This window comes from Delftia sp. NA_296.1 (genome assembly GCF_052692095.1).
Genome location: NZ_JBQZGF010000006.1, coordinates 172,296 through 193,589, shown reverse-complemented (window position 1 = coordinate 193,589; position 21,294 = coordinate 172,296). Strand labels below are relative to the sequence as shown.

Here is a 21,294-nt window from a genome sequence, read left to right as displayed (position 1 = left end):
AAAGGCGTGATTGTCCGAGAACGCTGCCATCGTGGAAAGGCAGGAGTTTAATCCCCCTTCACCCACATAAGCGGAACTGAATCCGATCCCACTGTGTGCATGGCGCCACGCCGTCTGCGGCCCGCCTGCCTGCCTACCACTGTGTCTGCGCCAGCAGCAACTGGGCCAGTGCCTTGATGCGCGGCGAGGCCTGGCGCGTGCGCGGGTAGACCAGGGACAGTTCGCGGGCGCGGCCCTCGTGCTGGGGCAGCAGCCGCACCAGCCGGCCCGCCTGCAGGTGCTCGCGCACCGCGAACTCCATGACCTGGGCCACGCCCAGGCCGCCCAGCGAGCCTTCCACCAGCGGGTCGCCGCTGTCGAAGGTCACGGTCTGTGGCGCAGGCCAGTCCAGCATCTCGCCATTGCCGGCCAGGAACTGCCAGGGCACGCGCCGGCCCAGGTAGTGGTTGTAGACGGCCATGCAGCTGTGCTGCGCCAGCTCCTGCAGCGTCTGCGGCGTGCCGCGCGCCGCCAGGTAGGCGGGCGAGGCCACGGTCACCCAGCGCAGCGGCGGCAGGGCGCGGGCAATCATGCGGCTGTCGGCCAGCGGGCCTATGCGCACGGCGGCGTCAAAACCTTCTTCCACCATGTCCACCATGCGGTCGGTGAAGCTGGTGTCGATCTGCAGCTGCGGATGCTCGCGCAGCAACTGCCCCAGCAGCGGCACCAGCACGATGCGGCCCAGCATGGACGGCGCCGTCATGCGCAGCACGCCGCTGGGCGCGCAGCGCCGGTCGCTGACCAGCTGGCGCGCCTCTTCCAGTCCGGCGATCAGCGGGGCGCAGCGGTCCACCAGCGCACAGCCATCAGGCGTGAGCGAGACGCTGCGCGTATTGCGGTGCAGCAGCCGCGTGCCCAGGTCCTTTTCCAGCTGGGCCACGGCGCGCGAGATGCGTGGCTGGCTGGTGCCCAGCAGCGTGGCGGCCTGGGTGAAGCTGCGGCTTTCGGCCACCTTGATGAGCAGGTGCACGGCGTTGAGATCCATGGCATGTCTCCAGATTCGATTAATGCAGTTTTGCATAAGAAAAATGAAAATCTGCTGTTTATCTTCACAAGTGCATTAATTAGGATCGGCGCCATGCCAATGACCGATTACCCCGGCGCCCTGCGCCACCCGCGCGCCGCGCTGGCGCTGCTGTCCCTGTCCCAGCTGCTGATTGCGCTGGATGCCACCATCGTCTTCGTTGCGCTCGACGCCATGGGCCAGCAGCTGCAGATGGACGCGCACCATCTGCAATGGGTGGTCAGTGCCTACAGCGTGGCCTTTGGCGGCTGCCTGCTGCTGGGCGGGCGTTGCGCGGACCTGCTGGGCAAGCGGCGCATGTATGTGGCGGGCATGGCGCTGTTCGGCCTGGCCTCCCTGGTCGGCGGCTTTGCCTCGCAGCCCTGGCAGCTGGTGCTGGGCCGCGCAGGGCAGGGCGTGGCCGGGGCGCTGCTGTTTCCGGCCACGCTGTCGCTGATCAACACCTTGTATGCGGCCGGGCCCGAGCGCAACCGCGCCCTGGCCGTGTGGAGCATGGCGTCGGCCGGCGGGCTGGCGGCCGGCGCGCTGCTGGGCGGCGTGCTCACGCAGACGCTGGGCTGGAACTGGGTGCTGTGGGTGCTGGTGCCCGTGGCCTGGCCGTGTGCCATGGTGGCGCTGCGCTTTCTGCCGCCCTCGGCCCAGACCGGGCGCGCCGCGCCGGGCCAGGGCTTCGATCTGGCCGGCTGCCTGAGCGTGACCGTGGGCAGCAGCCTGCTGGTGACGGCCCTGGTGCAAGGCCCTGAATGGGGCTTTGCCAGCGCCGCCACGCTGGGGACGCTGGCCGTGGCCATGGCGGCGCTGGCCCTGTTCTGGCGCATCGAGGCCCGCATCGCCTCGCCGCTGATGCCGCTGTCCCTGCTGCGCGTGCCCAGCCTGCGCGCGGCCATGCTGCTGACCATGCTCTTCATGAGCAGCTTTGGTGTGCAGTACTACTTTCTGGCGCTGTATTTCCAGCAGATCTTCGGCTGGAGCCCGCTGCAGGCCGGCATGGCCTTTTTGCTGCCCACGGCGGTCTGCACGCTGGGCATCCGCTGGGCCGAACACTGGCTGCACCGCTCCACACCGCGCGCCGTGCTGATGGGGGGCTGGGCCGCAGGCACCATCGGCCTGGCCTACATGGCCTGGGCGCTGCCGCTGGGCGGCAGCTATGTCTGGCTGGTGCCCGGCTTCGTGGTGCTCAGCCTGGGCCAGGGCGCGTGCTGGACCGCCATGTGGGTGGTGGCCGGCCAGGGCGTGGCGGCTGCGCAGCAGGGCGTGGCCTCGGGCATTGCGGCCACGGCCCAGCAAGTGGGCGCGGCGCTGGGGCTGGCCCTGCTGGTCATGGTGGCCACCGCGCCGCTGGCCGGAATCACGGCGCCCGATGCGCTGCGCGAGGCCACCGCCCGGGGGCTGCAGCAGGCCGAATGGGGTGCTGCACTGATCGCGCTGCTGGGGTGGGTGGTGTCGGCGGGCATGCGCCGCGCACCGGCAAGCCAGGCCGTGCCGGGCGCGGAGCAGCCGGCCTGCTCGCCTTGAGGTCACTGTCCCGCAGTTACCATCTGCGGCTGCTTTGCACACCCCTCACCACCAACCCACATGGCAGAAACGAGCATCTCCAGCGACTGGGTCCGGCATTCGCAGCTGGGCGCAGGCCTGGAGCGCATCGAGGCCTACTTCGGCGGGCACGGCTATGCGCCCCACAGGCACGACACCTACGCGCTGGGCCTGACGCTGTCCGGCGTGCAAAGCTTTGCCTACCGCCGCAGCCAGCGGCACAGCCTGCCGGGCGGTGCCATGGTGCTGCATCCCGATGAATTGCATGACGGCCACGCGGGCACCGACGCAGGCTTTCGCTACCGCATGGTCTATGTGGAGCCGGCCCTGATCCAGCAGGTGCTGGGCGGCAGGCCCTTGCCCTTTGTCGAGGGCGGGCTGTCTGCCGATCCGCGGCTCAAGGCCGCGCTGCTGCCGCTGCTGCAGGGCCTGGATGAAGACCTGGAGCCGCTGGCCCGCGACGACGCCATCTACGACCTGGCATGGGCGCTGGACGCCGTGGCGGGCCGCCGCAACGTCCGGCGCCTGCCCGACCTGGGGGCCGTGGAGCGCGCCCGCGCCTGCATCCACGACGCGCTGGTGCAGGGCGTGACCCTGGATGCCCTGGCACAGGCCAGTGGCCTGGACCGCTGGCGGCTGTGCCGTGACTTCCGCGCGCTCTACGGCACCAGCCCCTACCGCTACCTGACCATGCGCCGGCTGGACACCGTGCGGCGCCTGCTGCTGGCGGGGCAGGGCGTGGCCGATGCTGCACTGCAGGCCGGCTTCTTCGATCAGAGCCACATGGCGCGCCAGTTCGCCATGGCCTATGGCGTGCCGCCCGCACGCTGGCTCAGGCGCCTTGGCGCGGCCTGAGCTGCACGATCGTGCAAGACCGGAGGGATGGCGCTTCCTAGCATGGAGGCTTCACACGCTTTCATAAGGTCTGCCCATGACGTTCCCCGTTGGAAACCGCCCCTGCGAGGCCATCAACTTCCCCGAGAAATTCAGCCGCTTCACCGGCCAGTGGAGCCCCCGCGTCGTCGCCGAGATGAACGACTACCAGTTCAAGATCGTGCGCGTGCAGGGCGAGTTCATCTGGCACTCGCATGCCGAAACGGATGAAGCCTTCCTGGTGCTGGATGGCGAGCTGCGCATCGACTTCCGTGATGGCCATGTGCTGCTGCGTCAGGGCGAGCTGTACGTGGTCCCCAAAGGCACGGAGCACAGGCCCAGCGCCGAGCGGGAAGCCCGCCTCATGCTGATCGAGCCGCGCGGGGTGCTGAACACCGGGGAGGAAGGCGGCGAGAGGACGGCGCTCAACGATGTGTGGGTTTAGCCAGCCCGTAGCCATCCCATGAACAAGGGGCGCCGCAGCGCCCCTTGTTCCCGGAAGTGCGGAGCGCTCAGCCCAGCAGCAGCGCGTCGTCGGCCAGCTTTTCGCCGCGCACCTTCTCGAACATGTGCAGCAGGTCTGGCACGTCCATGCGCGCACGCTCCTCGCCGCTGACGTCGAGCACGACCTGGCCCTGGTGCAGCATCACCGTGCGCTCGCCCACGTCCAGCGCCTGGCGCATGCTGTGGGTGACCATCATGGTGGTGAGCTTGGCCTCGGAGACGATGCGCGCCGTCAGCTGCAGCACGAAGTCGGCCGTGCGCGGGTCGAGCGCGGCGGTGTGCTCGTCCAGCAGCAGGATGCGCGAAGGCTGCAGCGCCGCCATCAGCAGGCTCACGGCCTGGCGCTGGCCGCCAGAGAGCAGGCCGATGCGGTCGGTCAGGCGGTTTTCCAGGCCCAGGCCCAGGATGGACAGGCGCTCGCGGAAGTTGTCGCGCATCTCGGCCTTGACGGCGCGGCTCAGGCGGCGGAAGGTGCCGCGGCGCTGGGCCAGGGCCATGTTTTCCTCGATGGTCAGGTCCTCGCAGGTGCCCGCCATGGGGTCCTGGAAGACGCGGGCCACGCGCTCGGAACGTGCCCACACGGGCAGGCGCGTCATGTCCTGGCCGGCGATCTCGATGCGGCCCTTGTCCACGGACAGGTCGCCCGAGACGGCGTTCAGGAAGGTGGACTTGCCGGCGCCGTTGGAGCCGATGACGGTGACGAACTGGCCGTCGGGAATGTCCAGCGACATGCCGCGCAGCGCCCGCGTTTCGATGGGCGTGCCGGGGTTGAAGGTGATTTCGAGTTGTTGTGCGCTCAGCATGAGGGTTCTCCGGCGATCAGGACTTGCGCTGTGCAAACTTGCGCTTCAGTTGGGGGATCACCAGGGCGACGGTCACCAGCAGGGCGGTGACGAGGTTCAGATCCTGGGCCTTGAGGCCGATGAAATCGCTGTTGAGGGCCGCTGCAATGAAGAAGCGGTACACGATGGCGCCCACCACCACGGCCAGCGTGGCCCAGACGATGCGGCGCGAAGGCAGGATGGATTCGCCCACGATCACGGCAGCCAGGCCGATGACGATGGTGCCGATGCCCATGGAAATGTCCGAGCCGCCCTGGGTCTGCACGAACAGCGCGCCGGCCAGGCCGACCAGGCCGTTGGAGATCGCCATGCCCAGCAGGATCATGGCGCCGGTGTTCACACCCTGCGAACGGGCCATGCGGGCGTTGGAGCCCGTGGCGCGGATGGCCAGGCCCCGCTCGGTGGCGAAGAACCAGTCCAGGCCCAGCTTGGCGATCACGACGATCACGAACAGGATCACCGGGCGCATCACATAGTCAGCCACGCTGTCTGGCTGCAGCAGGGTGAACAGCGTGGTCTCGTTGATCAGCGGCACGTTGGGGCCGCCCATGATGCGCAGGTTGACCGAATACAGGCCGATCATCATCAGGATGGAGGCCAGCAGATCCATGATCTTCAGGCGCACATTGAGCCAGCCCGTGATCAGGCCCGCGACGGCGCCTGCGGCCGTGCCGGCCAGCGTGGCCAGCCAGGGATTGGTGCCCGTGGAAATCAGGATGGCGCAGACGGCGCCGCCCAGCGGGAAGCTGCCGTCCACCGTGAGGTCGGGAAAGCGCAGCAGTCTGAACGAGATGAAGACGCCCAGCGCCACCAGGCTGAAGATCAGGCCGATCTCGACGGCACCGAGCAATGAGAAAAGAGACATAGGAGGAGCGACAGGCGCGTGGGACAGAAAACGACTTAAAAAAAGGGCAGGGCCATGTTGCCATGGCGCCTGCCACCGTGGGCGCACTGCCCGGGTTGGTCCCGGGCAGGCAAACCCCGGGTATTACTTGATCACCTGGGCGGCCGACTTGACCAGCGCGTCGGACAGCTTGACGCCTTGCTTCTCGGCGGCGCCGGGATTCACGAACAGCTCCATCTTGGTGCTGACTTCGGTCTTCATGTCGCCGGGCTTTTCGCCCTTGAGGATGCGCACGACCATGCGGCCGGTCTGCTCGCCCAGATCGCGGTAGTTGATGCCCAGGGCAGCCACGGCGCCGCGCTTGACGGAGTCGGTGTCCGAGGCCACCAGCGGGATCTTGGCGTCCTGGCCGACCTTGACCAGCGACTCGTAGGCCGAGACCACGTTGTTGTCGGTGTTGGTATAGATCACGTCGACCTTGCCGACCAGGCTGCGCGCGGCGCTGCTGACGTCCACGGAACGGGGTGCGGCGGCTTCCACCAGGGTCATGCCCAGCTTGGGCAGCAGGGCCTTGAGTTCCTTGACCACCACGGCGGAGTTGGCCTCGCCGGGGTTGTAGACCATGCCCACGCGCTTGGCATTGGGCACGACCTGCTTGACCAGATCCATCTGCTTGTCCAGGGCCAGCAGGTCGGACACGCCGGTCACGTTGTTCTTGGACGGCTCCCAGCTGGGCACCAGCTTGGCGGCCACGGGGTCGGTCACGGCGGAGAACACCACGGGCACGGTCTTGGTCGATGCGACCACGGCCTGGGCCGAGGGCGTGGCGATGGCCACGATGGCGTCAGGCTTGTCGCCCACGAACTTGCGTGCGATCTGCGCGGCCGTGCCGGTGTTGCCCTGGGCACTTTGGTACTGCCACTTGAGGTTCTTGCCGGCTTCGTAGCCAGCTTCCTTGAGCGCGGCCTGCACGCCGTCGCGCACGGCGTCGAGTGCAGGGTGCTCGACGATGGCGGTCACTGCGACCGACTTCTCGTCAGCGGCGTGGGCGCCGCCCGCAATGGCGGAAATTGCCAGGGCCAGCGCGCCCAGGGGCGCCCAAGACAAGTGCTTCATACGTGTATCTCCAACGTGCTTGTGTTTGTTCCTGTTTGCTCAGCAGAAGGCCGCACAGGACGGTCGCGGCGCTTCGCGGCAAAGTCTACTGCAGCCGCCCTGTACGCCTTGGCGTTTGGACGACCCGGTTTTCACCTATAGGTTTGTATCTAAAAATTGGCATGAAATCTGCGGGGAATGCCCTAGGTGCAACTTTTTCATGCGTGTTGAACAGGTTTGGCGGTGCAGGTTTGCGTCTTCAGGGGCTTGTTTTGGGCTTTGTCGTGCATTTTTATTGCGTGCAAGCGCCTTTCGGATGGCCTTCTATGCTTTCTGGGCCTGCATGGCTTTGACGGCGCTCAAAGAAAAAGCCTGCACAAGCAGGCTTGGGCAGGCTTCAGAGGAGGGCCGGTGTGGCGTGCGGATCACATGCCCGCGTAGTTCGGCCCGCCGCCGCCTTCGGGCGTGACCCAGACGATGTTCTGCGTGGGGTCCTTGATGTCGCAGGTCTTGCAGTGCACGCAGTTCTGGGCGTTGATCTGCAGGCGCTTGCCGCCCTGGGCCGTGTCGTCCACGAACTCGTAGACGCCGGCCGGGCAGTAGCGCTGCTCGGGGCCTGCGTACTTGGCCAGGTTGATGGCCACGGGCACCGAGGCGTCCTTGAGCGTCAGGTGGGCGGGCTGGTCTTCGGCGTGGTTGGTGTTGCTGATGAAGACGCTGGACAGGCGGTCGAAGGTCAGCTTGCCATCGGGCTTGGGGTAGTCGATGGGCTTGCACTCGGCAGCAGGCTTCAGGTAGGCGTGGTCGGGCTTGTCGCGGTGCAGCGTCCAGGGGATGTTGCCCTTGAGCACGAACTGCTCGATGCCGTTCATCAGCGTGGCTGTGGTCAGGCCCTTCTTGAACCAGGCCTTGAAGTTGCGCGACTTGTTCAGCTCTTCGTACAGCCAGCTGTTCTCGAAGGCCTCTACATAGGCGCCCAGCTCGTCGCCCTGGCGGCCCGCGACGATGGCGTCATAGGCGGCCTCGGCGGCCAGCATGCCGGTCTTGATGGCGGCATGGCTGCCCTTGATGCGGCTGACGTTCAGGAAACCTGCGTCGCAGCCCACGAGCGCGCCGCCCGGGAACACGAACTTGGGCAGGGACAGCAGGCCGCCGGCCGTGATGGCGCGCGCGCCGTAGCCCAGGCGTTTGGCCGGCTTGATGCCCTTGGACTCGTCGCCTTCCAGGTAGTAGCGGATGTTGGGATGGGTCTTCCAGCGCTGGAATTCCTCGAAGGGGCTCAGGTAGGGGTTGGCATAGTCCAGGCCCGTGATGAAGCCCAGCGTGACCTTGTTGTCGTCCAGGTGGTAGAGGAAGGCGCCGCCGTAGGTCTTGCTGTCCATGGGCCAGCCGGCCGTGTGCATCACGAAGCCGGGCTTGTGGCGTGCCGGGTCGATTTCCCACAGCTCCTTGATGCCCAGGCCGTAGCTTTGCGGGTCCTTGCCGGCGTCCAGCTGGTACTTGGCAATGATCTGCTTGCCCAGGTGGCCGCGTGAGCCTTCGGCAAAGATCGTGTACTTGGCGTGCAGCTCCATGCCCAGCTGGAAGTCGCCCGTGGGCTCGCCGTCCTTGCCGATGCCCATGTTGCCGGTGGCCACGCCCTTGACCGAGCCGTCCTCGTTGTAGAGCACCTCGGCGGCAGCAAAGCCCGGGAAGATTTCAACGCCCAGTGCCTCGGCCTGCTCGCCCAGCCACTTGACCACATAGCCCAGGCGAACGATGTAGTTGCCATGGTTCTGGAAGCAGGCCGGCAGCAGGAAGTTGGGCGTGCGCAGGGCGGATTTCTCGCCCAGGAAGACCATGGCGTCATCGGTGACGGGCTGGGTCAGGGGCGCGCCCTTTTCCTTCCAGTCAGGGATCAGCTCGGTCAGCGCACGCGGGTCCATGATCGCGCCCGAGAGGATGTGGGCACCGGGCTCCGAGCCCTTTTCCAGCACGACGACGGAGACATCCTGGCCTTTTTCGGCCGCCAGCTGCTTGAGGCGGATGGCCGTGGCCAGGCCGCCGGGGCCGCCGCCAACCACCACCACGTCGTATTCCATGGCTTCGCGCGGCCCGTACTGGGCCAGGATTTCTTCGTTCGTCATCGGGGTGTCTCGCTTGGATATTGAAAAAACAGGATGTTCGGCAGACCGAACGTTCGTTCGGCTGCAGCGCAAATGCCGCAATGCGGTGGATTCTATGACGTGCGTGGACCCCGTCGTTGCTGATAGGTGACAGCGCGGGAATCCGCCCTGCTGCACAGTGACCGGGGGCTGCGGGGCATGGGGCCTTGCGGTGGCGCTACAACAAGGAGACTGCAGGCATGCGCATAGAGATTCCAGAATATAAAAAATGCGTTCACGAGATGCGATTCAAAGTGCGCTGGGGCGACATGGACGCCATGGGCCATGTCAACAACGCCATGTACTTTCGCTATCTGGAGACTGCCCGCATCGACTGGATGGTTGAAGCGGGCATGGCGCCTACGCCGGGCGGGCAGGGGCCGGTCATCGTCAATGCGTTCTGCAACTTCCACCAGCAGCTGGCCTATCCCGACGAAGTGCTGCTCAAGATGTACGTCAGCGACCCCGGCCGCACCACCTTCGAGACCTGGGGAACCATGGAACGCATCTCCGAGCCCGGCGTCATCTGCGCCGCCGGTGGCGGCACCGTGATCTGGGTGGACTTCCCGAGGCAGAAGGCCATCGAGTTGCCGGACTGGGTGCGGGAGATGGTGGGATAGCGGCCCTGGCGCCCTTCAGATGATGTGCCTGGGCACTGCACGCCAGGCCGTGGCGCCCGGAGTGCCTGCGGGCGAGGGAGCCTCGCGGATCATCGGGTGAACGACACATGCCGTGTCGTCCATGCCCGCATTCCCCAGGAGGTTCGATATGGATTGGTTGCAAAAGCTGCTGTGCCGGCTGTTTGGCTATCGCTGCCCGTTGAGCATCGAGCTCAACGGCGACAGCATTCTCAACGGCTACGGCGTGGACATCACGCCGGTGCAGCGCATCCAGGCGGCACGCCCCTGGTGGACGCTGGATGACAGGTGCATCAACGGCCTGCGGCTGCAAAAACTCATGCTGACGTTTGCCGACGTGCCGCACAACAGCCGCGTCACGGTCATCGCCCTGGGCGCCAATGACGGCTTCGGCCTGGTCCCGCCAGACGAGTACCGGGCCGACCTGCTGGAGGCCGTGCGCATCAGCCGGGAATGCGGCTCCACTCCCGTGTTCACGGGCCTGCCCGGCATGCCGCTGGGGCGCTTTCCCGTGGAATGGACGGACAACCTGGACGCCCTGAACGCGGTGATGCACGACATCGCCACGCAACAGGGCATACCGCACGCCGGCTGGGACGCCGATTTTCGCGGTGACGAGGACCTGAACCCGGATGGCGTGCACCGCACCCAGGCCGCCAGCGACAGGTTGGCGCAACTGCTGATCCAGACGATTGACGGGCTGCCCCGCTGAAACCGCAGGCCCGGGCCGCCGAGCCGCACGGTTCAGGCCGACTGGCGCGGTACCCGCTTCGGTCTGGCTGGCAGCAAGGCTGCGGCCTGCTCGCCGCGCTCGGCAGGGTGTGCATGCCCCTTTGCTCAGAGTGGGAGGGGAATTCGCGACGGATTCGTTGAGCCGTGGAGCATCGGCTGCAGCCCGAGCATCAGATCAAGGTTCTGCACCGCCGCGCCGGCGGCGCCCTTGCCCAGGTTGTCGAACACGGCGGTCAGCAGCACCTGCTGCTCCTGCGGCTGTCCGAACACCGCGAGCCGAATCCGGTTGCTGCCATTGAGCGCGCGCGGGTCGAGCCGCTGCGCATCGGCGTCCTCCTCCAGGGGTTGCAGCTCGATGCAGGGCTGGCCCTGGTACCGCGCCTGCAGGGCAGCGTGCAGGCTGCGGGCGGTCACACCAGCGGGCAGCAGCCGCAGATGCAGGGCGATGGTCAGCACGATGCCTTGCCGGTAGTGGCCATAGGCAGGCACGAACACCGGCGCATGGGCCAGGCCGGCATGCTGCTGGATCTCGGGCACATGCTTGTGGTGCAGTCCCAGGCCATAGACCTGCAGGGGCACGGCAGTCGCGGCGGCAGCGCCCTCATGGTCCAGCAGTCCTGCGCGGCCCCGTCCCGAATAGCCCGATACCGCGTGAATGGCCAGCGGGTAGTCGGGGGGCAGCAGGCCCGCGTCGATCAAGGGCCTGAGCAGTGCCAGCGCACCTGTCGGATAGCAGCCGGGATTGCTGACGCGCCGGGCATGGGCGATGCGTTCAGCCTGGCCTGCCTCCAGTTCCGGCAGGCCATAGACCCAGCCCGGCGCGGTGCGATGCGCAGAACTCGCATCGATCACGCGCACGCCGGGCCGGCGCACCAGCGCCACGGCCTCGCGCGCAGCCTCGTCCGGCAGGCATAGCAAGGCGATGTCGCAGTCGTTGAGCGCCTCGGCGCGGTACGCCGTGCTTTTGCGCTGGTCGGCCGGCAGCTGCAGCAGGCGCAGGTCGGTCCGATCCGCCAGCCATTCGCGCACCTGCAGGCCGGTGGTGCCTTGGTCGCCATCGATGAAAACAAGAGAGGTCATGGGTTGCTCCGATTGGGTGTGGAGCGCATGGTGCAGCGCCTGCCGCATGCAGACCAGTTGAATCTGACAAACTACGGATTCATGATTCCTGAATTGCTGGCAACCTGGGACACCGCACCATGCGCGAAATCAATCTGGACCGTCTGCGCACCCTGCTGACGGTGGCCGACCTGGGCTCGTTCGCTGCCGCCGCCAAGGTGCTGCACCTGGCGCCGCCCACGGTGACGCTGCATGTGGCGCAGCTCGAAGAGCGTCTGGGAACACGTCTATTGCACCGCGCACCGGCCGGCGTCACCGCCACATCGGCGGGCAGCCTGCTGATAGACAAGGCGCGCCAGCTCCTGGCCGAGGCCGATGATCTCCTGCAGACCGTGCAGCGCCAGATCGCCACGCGCGGGGGCCGCGTGCGCCTGGGCGCCTCCACCGGCGCACTCGCACACCTCTTGCCCCAGGCACTGGAAACCCTGGCCGCCCGGCATCCCGAGATCGATGTGCAGGTGGCGGTGATGACCAGCGAGGAAGCTCTGGCGCGCCTGGCTGCCGGCAGCCTGGACATCGGCATCGTCGCGCTGCCACAGCCCGTGCTGCGCGGGCTGCAGGTGCAGGCCTGGCGCCAGGACCCCGTGCTGGCCTTCATCCCGGCCGCCTGGAAGCCGCCGCGGCACATCACGCCCGCCTGGCTTGCGGCCCGCCCCCTGATCGCCAACGACCGTGGCACCCGGCTGTCGCGCCAGACCGCCGAATGGTTTGCCGCAGGCGGCGCCCGGCCGCAGGCACGGATCGAGCTGAACTACAACGACGCAATGAAGAGCCTGGTGGCGGCGGGCTACGGCGCCGCGCTGCTGCCCCACGAGGCCGGCGCACCGCAGCCTGACCCCCGCATCACCACGCGGCCCCTGCGGCCGGCACTGTCAAGGGCGTTGGGCATCGCGCATCGCAAACGGCCGGATGACGACGCGACGACGGTGACGATTGAGGTTTTGATGGGGATGCGGGGCATCGCGGCTTAGAAAAATCGATACCAAAGGGGCAGCTGCGGAACGTAGGTGATCATGGCCATCACGACCAGGCACGCCACCAGGAACCAGCCCAGGTTTCGAAGCAGGTCGATGATCGGCACCTTGTTTGTTCGTGCCGCCACATAGAGGTTCGCGGCCAGCGGCGGCGTGAGCAGCCCGAGCTCGATGTTGGTCACCAAAATGATGGCGAAGTGGATCGGATCGATGCCGAACTTCGCTGCAGTCGGCGCCAGCAGGGGCCCCATGAGCAGGGTTGCGGCATTGGTTTCCATGAACATGCCGACGACCAGCAGGATGATGTTCACCACCAGGAGGAAGATGATCGGGCTGTCGGTCACCGTGGTGGCCCACATCGCGATCGACTGCGGTACCTGCTCCAGCACCATGGCGCGGTTGAAGATGCTGGTGAAGCCGATGATCACCAGGATCGCCGCGGCGGACAGCGCGGCGCTCAGGAAAATCTTCTCCATGTCGCGCACGCGCACGGCCCTGCTGGCGAGCGTGATCAGCAGCGCGTAGAGCGCCGCCACCGCTGCCGCCTCGGTGGGCGTGAAGATGCCCGTGTAGATGCCTCCCAGCACCAGCACCGGCAGCATGAGCGCGGGCACGGCACGCACGAACACGCTGGTGCGCGAGACGGGCGCGGCAGCGCCGGTACGGCTGGATTCACCGGAATGCACTGCAGCCAGCTTTTCCTTGCCACCCGGCAGCACGCGGCGGGCGAGCGAGGCGTGCACGATCATGAAGGCCAGCATCATGACGATCCCGGGCCCGATGGATGCCATGAACAGCTCGGTGATCGAGACTCCCACGATGGAGCCGTACAGGATCAACGGAATCGACGGCGGGATGAGCACGCCGAGCAATCCCGCAGACGCATTGAGCGCCGCGGTGTAGCCGGGCGAGTAGCCGCGTTCGATCATTTCCTTGCCGACGGTGCTACCTATCGCGGCTACAGTCGCGACCGACGAGCCGGTGATGGCGCCCATCAGGGCGCTGGCCAGCACCATCACATGGCCCAGGTGGGCCTGTAGCCGCCCGATCAGTGCATCGCAGACAGCGGTGAGCTGCCGGATCAGCCCCCCATGACTCATGAGCTGCCCACCCAGCAGGAAAAGCGGGATCGCCAGAAGCGGAAAAACGGTAACGGTGTCATAGGTGATGGAGGGCAGCACCGACCAGTCGATGTTCCACCGTTCGGCGTTGACCATCACCACCAAGGTGAAGGCCACACCGACGGGCACACCCAACAACAGAATGAAGATGAGAGCGGGACCGATGATCATGGGTGTTCCTTGGCAACCGATGGTTGATTGGTTGCGGCACGGATCAGCTCGGCCAGGGCATGCAGCACCACCAGCGCCATGCCGAGCGGGAAGAAGAAAGTGGGAATCGCGACAGGAATGCCCATGTCGAGGCCTCGCTCGCCGGAGCTCAACGCGCTTTGAAAGAACCCCAGTGCTGTCCAGAAATAGACTGCGCCGAAGACGATCATGGTGAGCGCCGTGAACACCCGACCGGTCCGGCGAACCCACGGGCGCTTGACCTGGTCGATGATGTCCACCGCGATGTGCGTCCCTGTGCAGGTACACATTGCTGCACCGACGAAAGTGAGTGGCGCCATGGCGTAGATGGCGATTTCACCGGCGTCGGGCAGGTGGAGACTGAAGTACCTCACCGCCACGCTGAAGCAGATGCCCACCAGCATGGCGACAAGCGAGATGATGCAAATCCACTTCTCGGCCAGGAACGCGTGGCGTTCCACCGAAAACAGCCACGTGCTGGCGCGTTTGCTGACGGACATGGGCCCCTCCTTCACTTATTTGCGAGCAGCCGCAGCCTCTTGGCGCAGAGCAGCGATGCGTTCAGCACCGTAGGTGCCCGACAGCTTTCCCCACAGGCCCTGGCCCAGCTTCTCAAACTCGGCCATGGCCTGCGCCGACGGCCGGACGATCTTGATTCCACCGGCCTCGATCTTTTTCAGGAAGTCTGCGTTGAGTTGGCGGCTCTTGTCGATCTGCTTGCTGGTCACCTCGGCGGCGGTGTCGGTCAGGATCTTCTTTTCGGCTTCGGACAGCGCCGACCAGAACTTCGAGCTCGATGCCACCGTGCCCATGGCGTAGACGTGGTTGGTCAGCGTCATGTACTTCTGTGTCTCGAACAGGCGCGATTCGTAGGTGATGCTGGCGCCGTTGTCCTGGCCGTCCACCGTCTTTTGCTGAAGCGCTGTGAATAGCTCGGGGAACGGCATCACAACCACCTGGGTGCCGGCTTCCTCGAAAAAGCCCTTGATCGCAGCCGAACCTGGAACCCGCAGCTTCAGGCCCTTCAGGTCAGCCGGCTTCTCCACCGGACGGCTGGAGTTGGTCACAGCGCGGAACTCGAGCTCGAAGAAGCCCAGCGTCTCGATGTTCTGCTTGGCCAGCGTCTCGCGCAGCGTCGTCTGCAGAACGCCCTTGGGGTTGTAGAAGATGGCATCTACCTGCTTGAAGTCGGATGCGATGTAGGGCAGGTAGTGGATGTCGAGCAGCGGGTTCAGGCCGGCCAGCGAGCCGGGGTTCAGCAGTGCCAGCTCCAACGAGCCGCGCGACAGCTCGCGCGCCTGTGCCTGCTCGCCGCCCAGTTGGTTGGCCGGGAAGACCATGATGCCGATCCGGCCCTTGGTGCGTTCGCCCACCAGCCTGGCGAATTCCTGCGCTGCCTGGTCCATGGTGCTGTTGGCAGCGAAGACATGGCCCATTCGGGCCTTGACCTGCTGGGCCATGGCCGGAACGGCGGCCAGGGTGGCGAGTGCGAGCGCAGCGCCCGCGATGAAGTTGCGCTTGTTCATGGAGTCTCCTCTCAGGGTGGAAAAAGTGATGGTTCAGATGCCCCGGGCGCCAGAGGCGAGGAAGCCGCCATCGACCGGCAGGGTGACGCCGGTCACGAACCCTGCGTCCTCGGACACCAGGTACATCACGGCCGCTGCGATTTCGCCCACGGTGCCGTATCGGTTCATCGGTATCGCGTTCTCGTACTCCCGACGGAATTGCGCGGTGTGCAGCACACGGGTCATCGGTGTGTCCACCGGACCGGGCGCCACGGCGTTGGCCGTCACGCCCTTTTCGGCCAGCTCGACTGCCATTTGGCGGGTCAGCGCGATCACGGCGCCCTTGGAGGTGCCGTAGGCAGTCCGCCCGGTGCCGACGGCGCGCATGCCTGCCACCGAGGCGATGTTGACGATACGGCCCCAATGGTTGCGCACCATCAGGCGCGCTGCGCGCTGGCTGCACAGGAAGGTGCCGTTGACGTTGACGGCCATGGTGGCCGCGAAGTTGTCGTCCGGAAACTCCAGGAAGGGATGGACCTTGGCGATGCCGGCCGAGTTGACCAGCACGTCGCAGCGTCCATGGTGCTGCTCGATGGCGGCGAAGGCGCTGTCGACCGATGCGGCGTCGCCAACGTCGATGGCCTGGGCCTCGGCGGTCGCACCGTCGGCGCGCAGGTCCGCGGCGGTGGTCTCGGCGGCCGTCTGGTCGCGGTCGGCGACGACGATGGCAAAGCCTGCGGCGGCCAGACGCCGGCAGACTTCGGCGCCGATGCCCATGGCGCCGCCGGTGACGACCGCGACGCGGTGTGGAGTGTGTGTGGATGGCAAGACAGGTCTCCTGGATGGTTTTGTGTGAATGGTTCAATGCATCAGGCGTCCCCGGCGCTGCCCCGCAGCGCGCGGACGAAGTAGTCGGGAGCGCCCATCTGGCCGCCCTTGAGGGCCAGCTCCAGCCCGCTCAGGTGGGACTGTGTGGACAGGACGGCACACAGCGGTGCGCCGGGCGACAGGCGGGCGCGGATCTCCAGGGCGTCGGGGCCGAGGGCCTGTGTGATGCGGCTGGACGTGTCGCCCCCCGAGAGCACCAGGCGACGCAGCCGGTGGCGGCGAACGATGGCGTCCACCGCGATGCCCAGCCGTTCACTGACCAAGCGCCCGCTCTGGTGGCGCGCCTGCTCCAGGCTGGCGCCCCGCATCTGCAGGCCCTGGATCAAGCGGGCCACGCGCGGATCGGACGGGCCGCGTGCGGTGTGCATCACCACGCTGGCGCCGCTGGCCAGCGCACTGACCACCTCGCTCACAAGGCGCGCCTCGGCGGCGGCGGTGTCAGGGCCGATGGCCAGCGCCTCGACATCGATCGCCACCTCGCGGAAGCCGGCGTCCACCGCCGCCTCGATCTGCATCGCACTGAGCTTCGAGGCGCTGCCCGAGACGACCAGCACCTGGTCGACGGCGCCGAAGCTGCCGTAGCGGTCGCCCGACGCAGCCGTTTCTCCCTGCCAGGACTGCGTCAATGCGTACTCGACACCGGACGATCCGACCACAAAGAGGGGCGCTTTTAGCCCCGCAGCCATCTGCTGAAGGCAGTCGCCGGTGGTGGTCAGGTGGCCGGCGCTCAGGCCGTCGATCACTACCGCCTGCCGGGCTGGCGCCATGGCGCGGATGTGTTGCGCCAGCTCGGCCGGCGACTGGGTGTCGAGCCAGGTAAGCGGCACGTTGCCGATGGCCAATGGCGCCTGCTTTTCCAGGTGCCGGGCCACGTCGGACTCCTGCATCGGCGTCACCGGGTGCACGCTCATGATCGGGTGGCGGTCGATGCGGTACACCTCGCCGTCGGTGCCCGACCGCGCAAACAGGTGGCCAAACAGGCAGTAGCGACCCAGTGCCGGCGTGCTGGCGACGATCGGCACCACGGGCTGCGGGAAGGCCGCCCGAGACAGTTCGATGACCCGGCCGATGTTGCCCACCGCTGGCGCGCTGTCGAAGGTGGAGCACACCTTGTAGTGCACGATCTGTGGCGCCAGGGCGGCGAGCCCACTCAATACGTCGGGCAGCTGCACATCCATCTCCTGCGGCGTCATCGCCCGGCTCGCGCCGGCCACGCCGATGGCGTCGAAGCCGCCCAACGCAGCCATCTGCGCCGACTTCGGCACCGACAGGAAGAGCGCGCAGCGCAGCCCGCCGAAAGCCAGGACCTCCAGCGCATCGGTGGAGCCGGTGAAGTCGTCGCCGTAGAACGCGAGCTTCAGCCCTTGGGGCTTGTCAGTCGAAGTCATCGTTCACCGCCCGGCAAAGTGCGCCATTGCCCGCTGGAGTGCGGGGTGCGTTTTGGCGTATGCGTCCAGGCCGATGCTCGCCACCGCCGCCTCCCAGCCTTCACGCATGCTGGCCATACCGGCGGCGATGCCGTCGGGGTGGCCGATGATGCCGCCGCCGGCCAGGTGCATGAGGTCCACCGAACCCAGAGCCGCGTACAGGTCCGGCGCCTGGCCCGCCCACTGGCCCGACGAGAACACCGGCATCAGCGGCTGGTGTCCGGCCCAGGGCGACAGGCAGGCGCGGGCCGAGGCGATGACCGAGTCGTCCGGCTCCCAGAACTTGCTGCGCAGGCCATTGACGTGCAGGTGGTCCACCCCCGCCAGGCGCCACAGCTTCTGGTAAGCCTGGAACGAGAAGCCCAGCCCCTGGTGCCGTGTGAACGCGCCCCAGCCGTTGCGGTGGCCGTGGATCGGCAACTGGGCGTGGCGGCGCAGGTGTTCCACCCCGGCGAAGCCGACCCAGTTGACGCTCACCATCACGCAGGTGCCGCCTGCTGCGAGCACGGCATCGTGGCGGCGCAGCATCTCGTCGATGGAGCCGGAGATGTTGATTGCGTACATCGGCATGCGGCCCAGGCGGTCTGCATGGCGCTGCAGCACCGGCATGACGGCCCGCAGGCGCTCGTCGAACGGCGCATAGGGTGGATCGGCGATCAGCTCATCGTCCTTGATGAAGTCGATGCCGGCTGCGCACAGCGAGTCGACCAGTTCGGCAGTCTGGCCAGGCGTGAGGCCGATGCTGGGCTTGATGATGGTGCCGATCAGCGGCCGGCCGTGGACCCCGGCCATCCGCCGGGTGCCGGACACCCCAAAGGCCGGGCCGGCGAATTGGGCGGCGTAGCCGGGCGACAGGTCCAGGTCCAGCAGGCGCAGACCGGTGACCTCGCCCAGTTCGTACAGGTTGCCCGCCACCGTGGCCAGCAGGCTGGACAGGTTGGCTCCGACGTTGGCCTCCGGGAACGCGATCTCGATCTCGGCCCGATGGAACACCCCGCCGTGCGGTTGGCGATCCACATAGGCGCTGGGCAGCGTGGGCTCAAGCGCAGGGGCGAGCGGCTCGATGCGGGTGACACGGGCGCGAGAGCGTTCCTTGAGCTCGTCCGTCTCGCCGGGCAACGAGAGGAAGGTGCCGCTGGACTGTTCGCCGGCGATGACCTGCGCAACCTTCTCGGACGAGACCGAGCTTTCGACGAAGTAGCGCGCGGTGAATTCGGCACGGGTGGTGTTCTTGGTCATCGGGCTGTGAGTTAATTTTGAAACCGGACTGAACGATAAGAGCCATCTTTCCTTGTGTAAAACGATATGATTTCGGTAGGCTGTGACTTAAACTCACACGGCACCCAGGTTGACCCTTAGTTGGAAAGTGCATCCATGACCACTCCCCACCGCCTCTCGCTCAACGCACTGCGGGCCTTTGAAGCGACGGCGCGCCTGCGCAGCTTCAGCGCGGCGGCGGAGGAACTTTCGGTCACGCATGGCGCGGTCAGCCGCCACATCCGGATGCTGGAAGACGCGCTGGGTCTGGCGCTTTTGCAGCGCACGGCGCAGGGGGCCATGCCGACCGGCGAAGGGCAGCGCCTGGCGGAGGGCCTCTCGAAGGGTTTCGGACTGATCCAGTCCAGCGTCGAGCAGCTCAAGCCGGGCCCGCTGACCCTGGCCTGCTCGGAGTCGATCATGATGTACTGGCTCATTCCCAGGCTGGGTCGCTTCAAGGAAGCTCACCCCGAGGTGGAGCTGCGCTTCAACATGAGCCACGGGCCGATCGACTTTGCGCACGACAACGTCAGTGTGGCGATCCGGCTGTCGTCGATCGAACCGCCCCGGGACGCCGTGCGTGCAGACGTCGCGCACGAGTGGATCGGGCCGGTGTGTTCGCCCGAGTACCTGCGACAGAACCGCATCGCGTCCTTCGAAGACCTGGCGCGGGCGCAGCTCATGGTTTCCCGCACCCGCCCGAACGCCTGGGCCGACTGGGCCCGCTGCAGCACGCAGCCAGACCAAAACCTGCGGGTGGACCAGTCGTTCGAGCATTTCTACCTGCTTATCCAGGGCGCGCGCTGCGGCCTGGGCATGGCCAATGTGCCGCGCATGCTGGTGCGCGACGACTTGATGAGCGGCACCCTGGTGGCGCCCATGGGCTTTGTGCGCGGCCCCAACCGGCTCGTGTCCTGGACCGCGCCCCACCTCAGCCGCCGCCCCGATGTGGTGAAGCTGGTGGACTGGCTTCACGACGAACTGCGGGCCACGGAGCCCTGAATCCCCACGGGTCAGCCGGCGAGCAGCGCGGCGTGCTCACGCAGGTGCTGCCTGAACCGCTGCGCATAGTCGCTTCCCACGGAATCGATGACGCTGCGTCGCAGCGCGAGTGCGTTGCGCCATGCCGACACGCGAGGCAGGCTCTCGAAGATGGCGTGTGACACCGCCGGATCCAGGCTGTCGAAGTAGCGAAAAACAGGAGCGAAGACGGCGTCCACCATGCCAAACGCGGTGCCGTCGAAATAGGGCCCCGACCCGAGCACCGCTTCCAGTTGCTGGAGGCGGTGCCGGAACGCTGCCTGCTTGGCATCTGCAGCCGCGCGGTCGATGGCGTTGAGAAACTGCCAGGCGTGCGCTAGTGTCGCGGTGCCGAACTCGATCCAGCCCCGCTGGCGGGCACGCGCCAGTGCGTCGCGTGGATACATCGGTGCGCCGCCCTGCGACTCTTCGAGGTACTCGCAGATCACCATGCTCTCGAAGATCACGGCTTGCGTTCCGTCTTGCTGGCGCACGCGCAGCAGCGGGACCTTGCCGTTCGGCGACATGTCCAGGAACCAGTCGGGCTTGGCGGCCAGATCGATGGTGATCCTGTCAAAGGGAACGCCCTTTTCCAGCAGGACGATCGCCGCTCGCTGGACAAAGGGGCATAGCGGATGGCTGACGAGGGTGAGGCGGGGCTCGATCATGAAGCTCTTTCGAAGTGGGGGTGCGGTAGCCACAGGCGGTGACACACCGCACACGCTGCGTCCTCAGCGGTTGAGCAGGCGGCCGCCATCGAGCACGATTTCAGAGCCCACCGTCCAGCGGGATTCGTCGGACGCCAGGTACAGCACAGCCTTGGCCACCTCCTCGGAGGTTCCGAAGCGGCCGAGCGGGATGGTTGCCACGATGTCCTTGTTGATCTGCTCGCGGTAGGCGCCGGGGATGCCCAGCTTGTCGTACAGCGGTGTCTCGACGGGGCCGGGACTGACCGCGTTGATACGGATGCCACGCCCGAGCAGTTCGGTCGACAGCGTCTTGGACATGTTCAGGAAGGCTGCCTTGGTGGCGGCGTAGACGGACGAGCGATCCGCACCGGCATGGGCGCTGATGGACGTGGTCAGTACCACGGAAGCGGGATTGGCGAACACCGGCAGCAGGGACTGAAGCAGGAAGTACGGCCCCTTGACATTGACATCGAACAGGCGGTCGAACATCTCTTCCGTCCATTCCTCGATGGGACGCCAGACCGACACACCGGCGTTGAGGAAGGCGACGTCCAGCTGGCCAAAGCGGTCCTTTACGGCTTGAGCCAGTTCTTTCTGTGCGGCGACGCTGGCCGAGTCTGCGCGCAGCACCGGGACCTCCGGGCCGAGTTCGGCCTGGGCCTTGGCGATCGAATCGGGATTGACTCCGGTCACGATGACACGGGCACCTTCAGCCAGAAACTGCTTGGCGGTCTCCAGGCCGATGCCGCTGGTGCCGCCGGTGATGAGGGTGCGTTTGCCTTGCAGGCGTGACATGAAATTCTCCTTGGGGTGACGACCAACCGCGGCCGCCTGGGA

The 21,294-nt window shown here is 66.7% G+C and carries 21 protein-coding genes; 7 read left to right on the top strand and 14 right to left on the bottom strand.

Annotation, left to right across the window (positions count from 1 at the left end):
* Positions 1 to 133: 133 nt before the first annotated feature.
* Positions 134 to 1,024 carry a LysR family transcriptional regulator gene (locus tag ACUTR7_RS16865; RefSeq protein WP_012206120.1) on the bottom strand — a complete coding sequence of 297 codons (891 nt, stop codon included), beginning with the start codon at positions 1,022 to 1,024 and terminating at the stop codon, positions 134 to 136.
* A 93-nt stretch (positions 1,025 to 1,117) separates the two neighbouring features.
* Here ACUTR7_RS16865 and ACUTR7_RS16860 point away from each other — a divergent pair, with 93 nt between their 5' ends.
* From ACUTR7_RS16860 to ACUTR7_RS16850, 3 genes are all read left to right on the top strand, one after another.
* Positions 1,118 to 2,578 carry an MFS transporter gene (locus tag ACUTR7_RS16860; RefSeq protein ID WP_445609341.1) on the top strand — a complete coding sequence of 487 codons (1,461 nt, stop codon included), beginning with the start codon at positions 1,118 to 1,120 and terminating at the stop codon, positions 2,576 to 2,578.
* Between the two features lie 60 nt (positions 2,579 to 2,638).
* A complete protein-coding gene (locus tag ACUTR7_RS16855) occupies positions 2,639 to 3,451 on the top strand; it encodes an AraC family transcriptional regulator (RefSeq protein WP_063325588.1) in 813 nt (270 codons plus the stop codon).
* A 76-nt stretch (positions 3,452 to 3,527) separates the two neighbouring features.
* Positions 3,528 to 3,914 carry a cupin domain-containing protein gene (locus ACUTR7_RS16850; protein ID WP_445609340.1) on the top strand — a complete coding sequence of 129 codons (387 nt, stop codon included), beginning with the start codon at positions 3,528 to 3,530 and terminating at the stop codon, positions 3,912 to 3,914.
* Between the two features lie 67 nt (positions 3,915 to 3,981).
* Here ACUTR7_RS16850 and ACUTR7_RS16845 read toward each other — a convergent pair whose 3' ends face one another.
* The 4 genes from ACUTR7_RS16845 to ACUTR7_RS16830 all read right to left on the bottom strand — a co-directional run bounded on the left by ACUTR7_RS16845 (position 3,982) and on the right by ACUTR7_RS16830 (position 8,880).
* A complete protein-coding gene (locus ACUTR7_RS16845; protein ID WP_012206116.1) occupies positions 3,982 to 4,776 on the bottom strand; it encodes an ABC transporter ATP-binding protein in 795 nt (264 codons plus the stop codon).
* Positions 4,777 to 4,792: 16 nt separating this feature from the next.
* Positions 4,793 to 5,680: an ABC transporter permease gene (locus ACUTR7_RS16840; protein ID WP_043825488.1), complete on the bottom strand. Its 888-nt coding sequence runs from the start codon at positions 5,678 to 5,680 to the stop codon at positions 4,793 to 4,795.
* 123 nt (positions 5,681 to 5,803) lie between these two features.
* Positions 5,804 to 6,775, bottom strand: a complete 972-nt coding sequence (locus tag ACUTR7_RS16835) for an ABC transporter substrate-binding protein (protein WP_012206114.1) — start codon at positions 6,773 to 6,775, stop codon at positions 5,804 to 5,806.
* 404 nt (positions 6,776 to 7,179) lie between these two features.
* Complete coding sequence (locus ACUTR7_RS16830; RefSeq protein ID WP_063325586.1) at positions 7,180 to 8,880, bottom strand: electron transfer flavoprotein-ubiquinone oxidoreductase; 1,701 nt, start codon at positions 8,878 to 8,880, stop codon at positions 7,180 to 7,182.
* Positions 8,881 to 9,098: 218 nt separating this feature from the next.
* Between ACUTR7_RS16830 and ACUTR7_RS16825 the strand changes: the two genes are divergently transcribed.
* Positions 9,099 to 9,518, top strand: coding sequence for an acyl-CoA thioesterase (locus ACUTR7_RS16825; RefSeq protein WP_199960985.1), 420 nt, complete (start codon positions 9,099 to 9,101; stop codon positions 9,516 to 9,518).
* Positions 9,519 to 9,666: 148 nt separating this feature from the next.
* On the top strand, positions 9,667 to 10,248 hold the full coding sequence (locus ACUTR7_RS16820) for a GDSL-type esterase/lipase family protein (RefSeq protein ID WP_013801954.1): 582 nt from the start codon (positions 9,667 to 9,669) through the stop codon (positions 10,246 to 10,248).
* Positions 10,249 to 10,373: 125 nt separating this feature from the next.
* Here the strand turns inward: ACUTR7_RS16820 and argC are convergent, their stop codons facing one another.
* Entirely contained in the window at positions 10,374 to 11,348 is a 975-nt protein-coding gene (gene argC, locus ACUTR7_RS16815; protein ID WP_445609339.1) for an N-acetyl-gamma-glutamyl-phosphate reductase, read from the bottom strand.
* 119 nt (positions 11,349 to 11,467) lie between these two features.
* Here argC and ACUTR7_RS16810 point away from each other — a divergent pair, with 119 nt between their 5' ends.
* Positions 11,468 to 12,358: a LysR family transcriptional regulator gene (locus ACUTR7_RS16810; protein WP_096916612.1), complete on the top strand. Its 891-nt coding sequence runs from the start codon at positions 11,468 to 11,470 to the stop codon at positions 12,356 to 12,358.
* Here ACUTR7_RS16810 and ACUTR7_RS16805 read toward each other — a convergent pair.
* The 6 genes from ACUTR7_RS16805 to ACUTR7_RS16780 are packed head-to-tail and all read right to left on the bottom strand — an operon-like array spanning position 12,355 to position 18,730.
* Entirely contained in the window at positions 12,355 to 13,653 is a 1,299-nt protein-coding gene (locus tag ACUTR7_RS16805) for a TRAP transporter large permease (protein ID WP_445609338.1), read from the bottom strand. The two genes, ACUTR7_RS16810 and ACUTR7_RS16805, sit on opposite strands and share 4 nt — an antisense overlap.
* Positions 13,650 to 14,171, bottom strand: a complete 522-nt coding sequence (locus ACUTR7_RS16800; protein WP_062794161.1) for a TRAP transporter small permease — start codon at positions 14,169 to 14,171, stop codon at positions 13,650 to 13,652. The genes ACUTR7_RS16805 and ACUTR7_RS16800 overlap by 4 nt, the downstream gene beginning before the upstream one ends.
* Positions 14,172 to 14,186: 15 nt before the next feature.
* On the bottom strand, positions 14,187 to 15,197 hold the full coding sequence (locus ACUTR7_RS16795; protein ID WP_445609337.1) for a TRAP transporter substrate-binding protein: 1,011 nt from the start codon (positions 15,195 to 15,197) through the stop codon (positions 14,187 to 14,189).
* Between the two features lie 33 nt (positions 15,198 to 15,230).
* The gene (locus ACUTR7_RS16790) at positions 15,231 to 16,004 is read right to left on the bottom strand and encodes an SDR family NAD(P)-dependent oxidoreductase (RefSeq protein WP_445609336.1); all 774 of its coding nucleotides are present in this window, start codon (positions 16,002 to 16,004) and stop codon (positions 15,231 to 15,233) included.
* A 41-nt stretch (positions 16,005 to 16,045) separates the two neighbouring features.
* Entirely contained in the window at positions 16,046 to 17,452 is a 1,407-nt protein-coding gene (locus tag ACUTR7_RS16785; RefSeq protein WP_445609335.1) for a four-carbon acid sugar kinase family protein, read from the bottom strand.
* A 3-nt stretch (positions 17,453 to 17,455) separates the two neighbouring features.
* Entirely contained in the window at positions 17,456 to 18,730 is a 1,275-nt protein-coding gene (locus ACUTR7_RS16780) for a ribulose-bisphosphate carboxylase large subunit family protein (protein WP_034394822.1), read from the bottom strand.
* A 135-nt stretch (positions 18,731 to 18,865) separates the two neighbouring features.
* On the opposite strand from ACUTR7_RS16780, the gene ACUTR7_RS16775 reads away from it, so the two are divergent.
* Positions 18,866 to 19,750: a LysR substrate-binding domain-containing protein gene (locus tag ACUTR7_RS16775; protein WP_445609334.1), complete on the top strand. Its 885-nt coding sequence runs from the start codon at positions 18,866 to 18,868 to the stop codon at positions 19,748 to 19,750.
* Positions 19,751 to 19,761: 11 nt separating this feature from the next.
* On the opposite strand, the gene ACUTR7_RS16770 is transcribed toward ACUTR7_RS16775, so the two are convergent.
* Entirely contained in the window at positions 19,762 to 20,436 is a 675-nt protein-coding gene (locus tag ACUTR7_RS16770) for a glutathione S-transferase family protein (protein WP_445609333.1), read from the bottom strand.
* 63 nt (positions 20,437 to 20,499) lie between these two features.
* Entirely contained in the window at positions 20,500 to 21,252 is a 753-nt protein-coding gene (locus ACUTR7_RS16765; protein ID WP_141831574.1) for an SDR family oxidoreductase, read from the bottom strand.
* Positions 21,253 to 21,294: the final 42 nt, after the last annotated feature.

Excerpts from the sequence above, each read along its gene's own strand:
- ACUTR7_RS16865 (WP_012206120.1), bottom strand. The coding sequence starts at position 1,024 with ATGGATCTCAACGCCGTGCACCTGCTCATCAAGGTGGCCGAAAGCCGC.
- ACUTR7_RS16860 (WP_445609341.1), top strand. The coding sequence starts at position 1,118 with ATGCCAATGACCGATTACCCCGGCGCCCTGCGCCACCCGCGCGCCGCG.
- ACUTR7_RS16855 (WP_063325588.1), top strand. The coding sequence starts at position 2,639 with ATGGCAGAAACGAGCATCTCCAGCGACTGGGTCCGGCATTCGCAGCTG.
- ACUTR7_RS16850 (WP_445609340.1), top strand. The coding sequence starts at position 3,528 with ATGACGTTCCCCGTTGGAAACCGCCCCTGCGAGGCCATCAACTTCCCC.
- ACUTR7_RS16845 (WP_012206116.1), bottom strand. The coding sequence starts at position 4,776 with ATGCTGAGCGCACAACAACTCGAAATCACCTTCAACCCCGGCACGCCC.
- ACUTR7_RS16840 (WP_043825488.1), bottom strand. The coding sequence starts at position 5,680 with ATGTCTCTTTTCTCATTGCTCGGTGCCGTCGAGATCGGCCTGATCTTC.
- ACUTR7_RS16835 (WP_012206114.1), bottom strand. The coding sequence starts at position 6,775 with ATGAAGCACTTGTCTTGGGCGCCCCTGGGCGCGCTGGCCCTGGCAATT.
- ACUTR7_RS16830 (WP_063325586.1), bottom strand. The coding sequence starts at position 8,880 with ATGACGAACGAAGAAATCCTGGCCCAGTACGGGCCGCGCGAAGCCATG.
- ACUTR7_RS16825 (WP_199960985.1), top strand. The coding sequence starts at position 9,099 with ATGCGCATAGAGATTCCAGAATATAAAAAATGCGTTCACGAGATGCGA.
- ACUTR7_RS16820 (WP_013801954.1), top strand. The coding sequence starts at position 9,667 with ATGGATTGGTTGCAAAAGCTGCTGTGCCGGCTGTTTGGCTATCGCTGC.
- argC (WP_445609339.1), bottom strand. The coding sequence starts at position 11,348 with ATGACCTCTCTTGTTTTCATCGATGGCGACCAAGGCACCACCGGCCTG.
- ACUTR7_RS16810 (WP_096916612.1), top strand. The coding sequence starts at position 11,468 with ATGCGCGAAATCAATCTGGACCGTCTGCGCACCCTGCTGACGGTGGCC.
- ACUTR7_RS16805 (WP_445609338.1), bottom strand. The coding sequence starts at position 13,653 with ATGATCATCGGTCCCGCTCTCATCTTCATTCTGTTGTTGGGTGTGCCC.
- ACUTR7_RS16800 (WP_062794161.1), bottom strand. The coding sequence starts at position 14,171 with ATGTCCGTCAGCAAACGCGCCAGCACGTGGCTGTTTTCGGTGGAACGC.
- ACUTR7_RS16795 (WP_445609337.1), bottom strand. The coding sequence starts at position 15,197 with ATGAACAAGCGCAACTTCATCGCGGGCGCTGCGCTCGCACTCGCCACC.
- ACUTR7_RS16785 (WP_445609335.1), bottom strand. The coding sequence starts at position 17,452 with ATGACTTCGACTGACAAGCCCCAAGGGCTGAAGCTCGCGTTCTACGGC.
- ACUTR7_RS16780 (WP_034394822.1), bottom strand. The coding sequence starts at position 18,730 with ATGACCAAGAACACCACCCGTGCCGAATTCACCGCGCGCTACTTCGTC.
- ACUTR7_RS16775 (WP_445609334.1), top strand. The coding sequence starts at position 18,866 with ATGACCACTCCCCACCGCCTCTCGCTCAACGCACTGCGGGCCTTTGAA.
- ACUTR7_RS16770 (WP_445609333.1), bottom strand. The coding sequence starts at position 20,436 with ATGATCGAGCCCCGCCTCACCCTCGTCAGCCATCCGCTATGCCCCTTT.
- ACUTR7_RS16765 (WP_141831574.1), bottom strand. The coding sequence starts at position 21,252 with ATGTCACGCCTGCAAGGCAAACGCACCCTCATCACCGGCGGCACCAGC.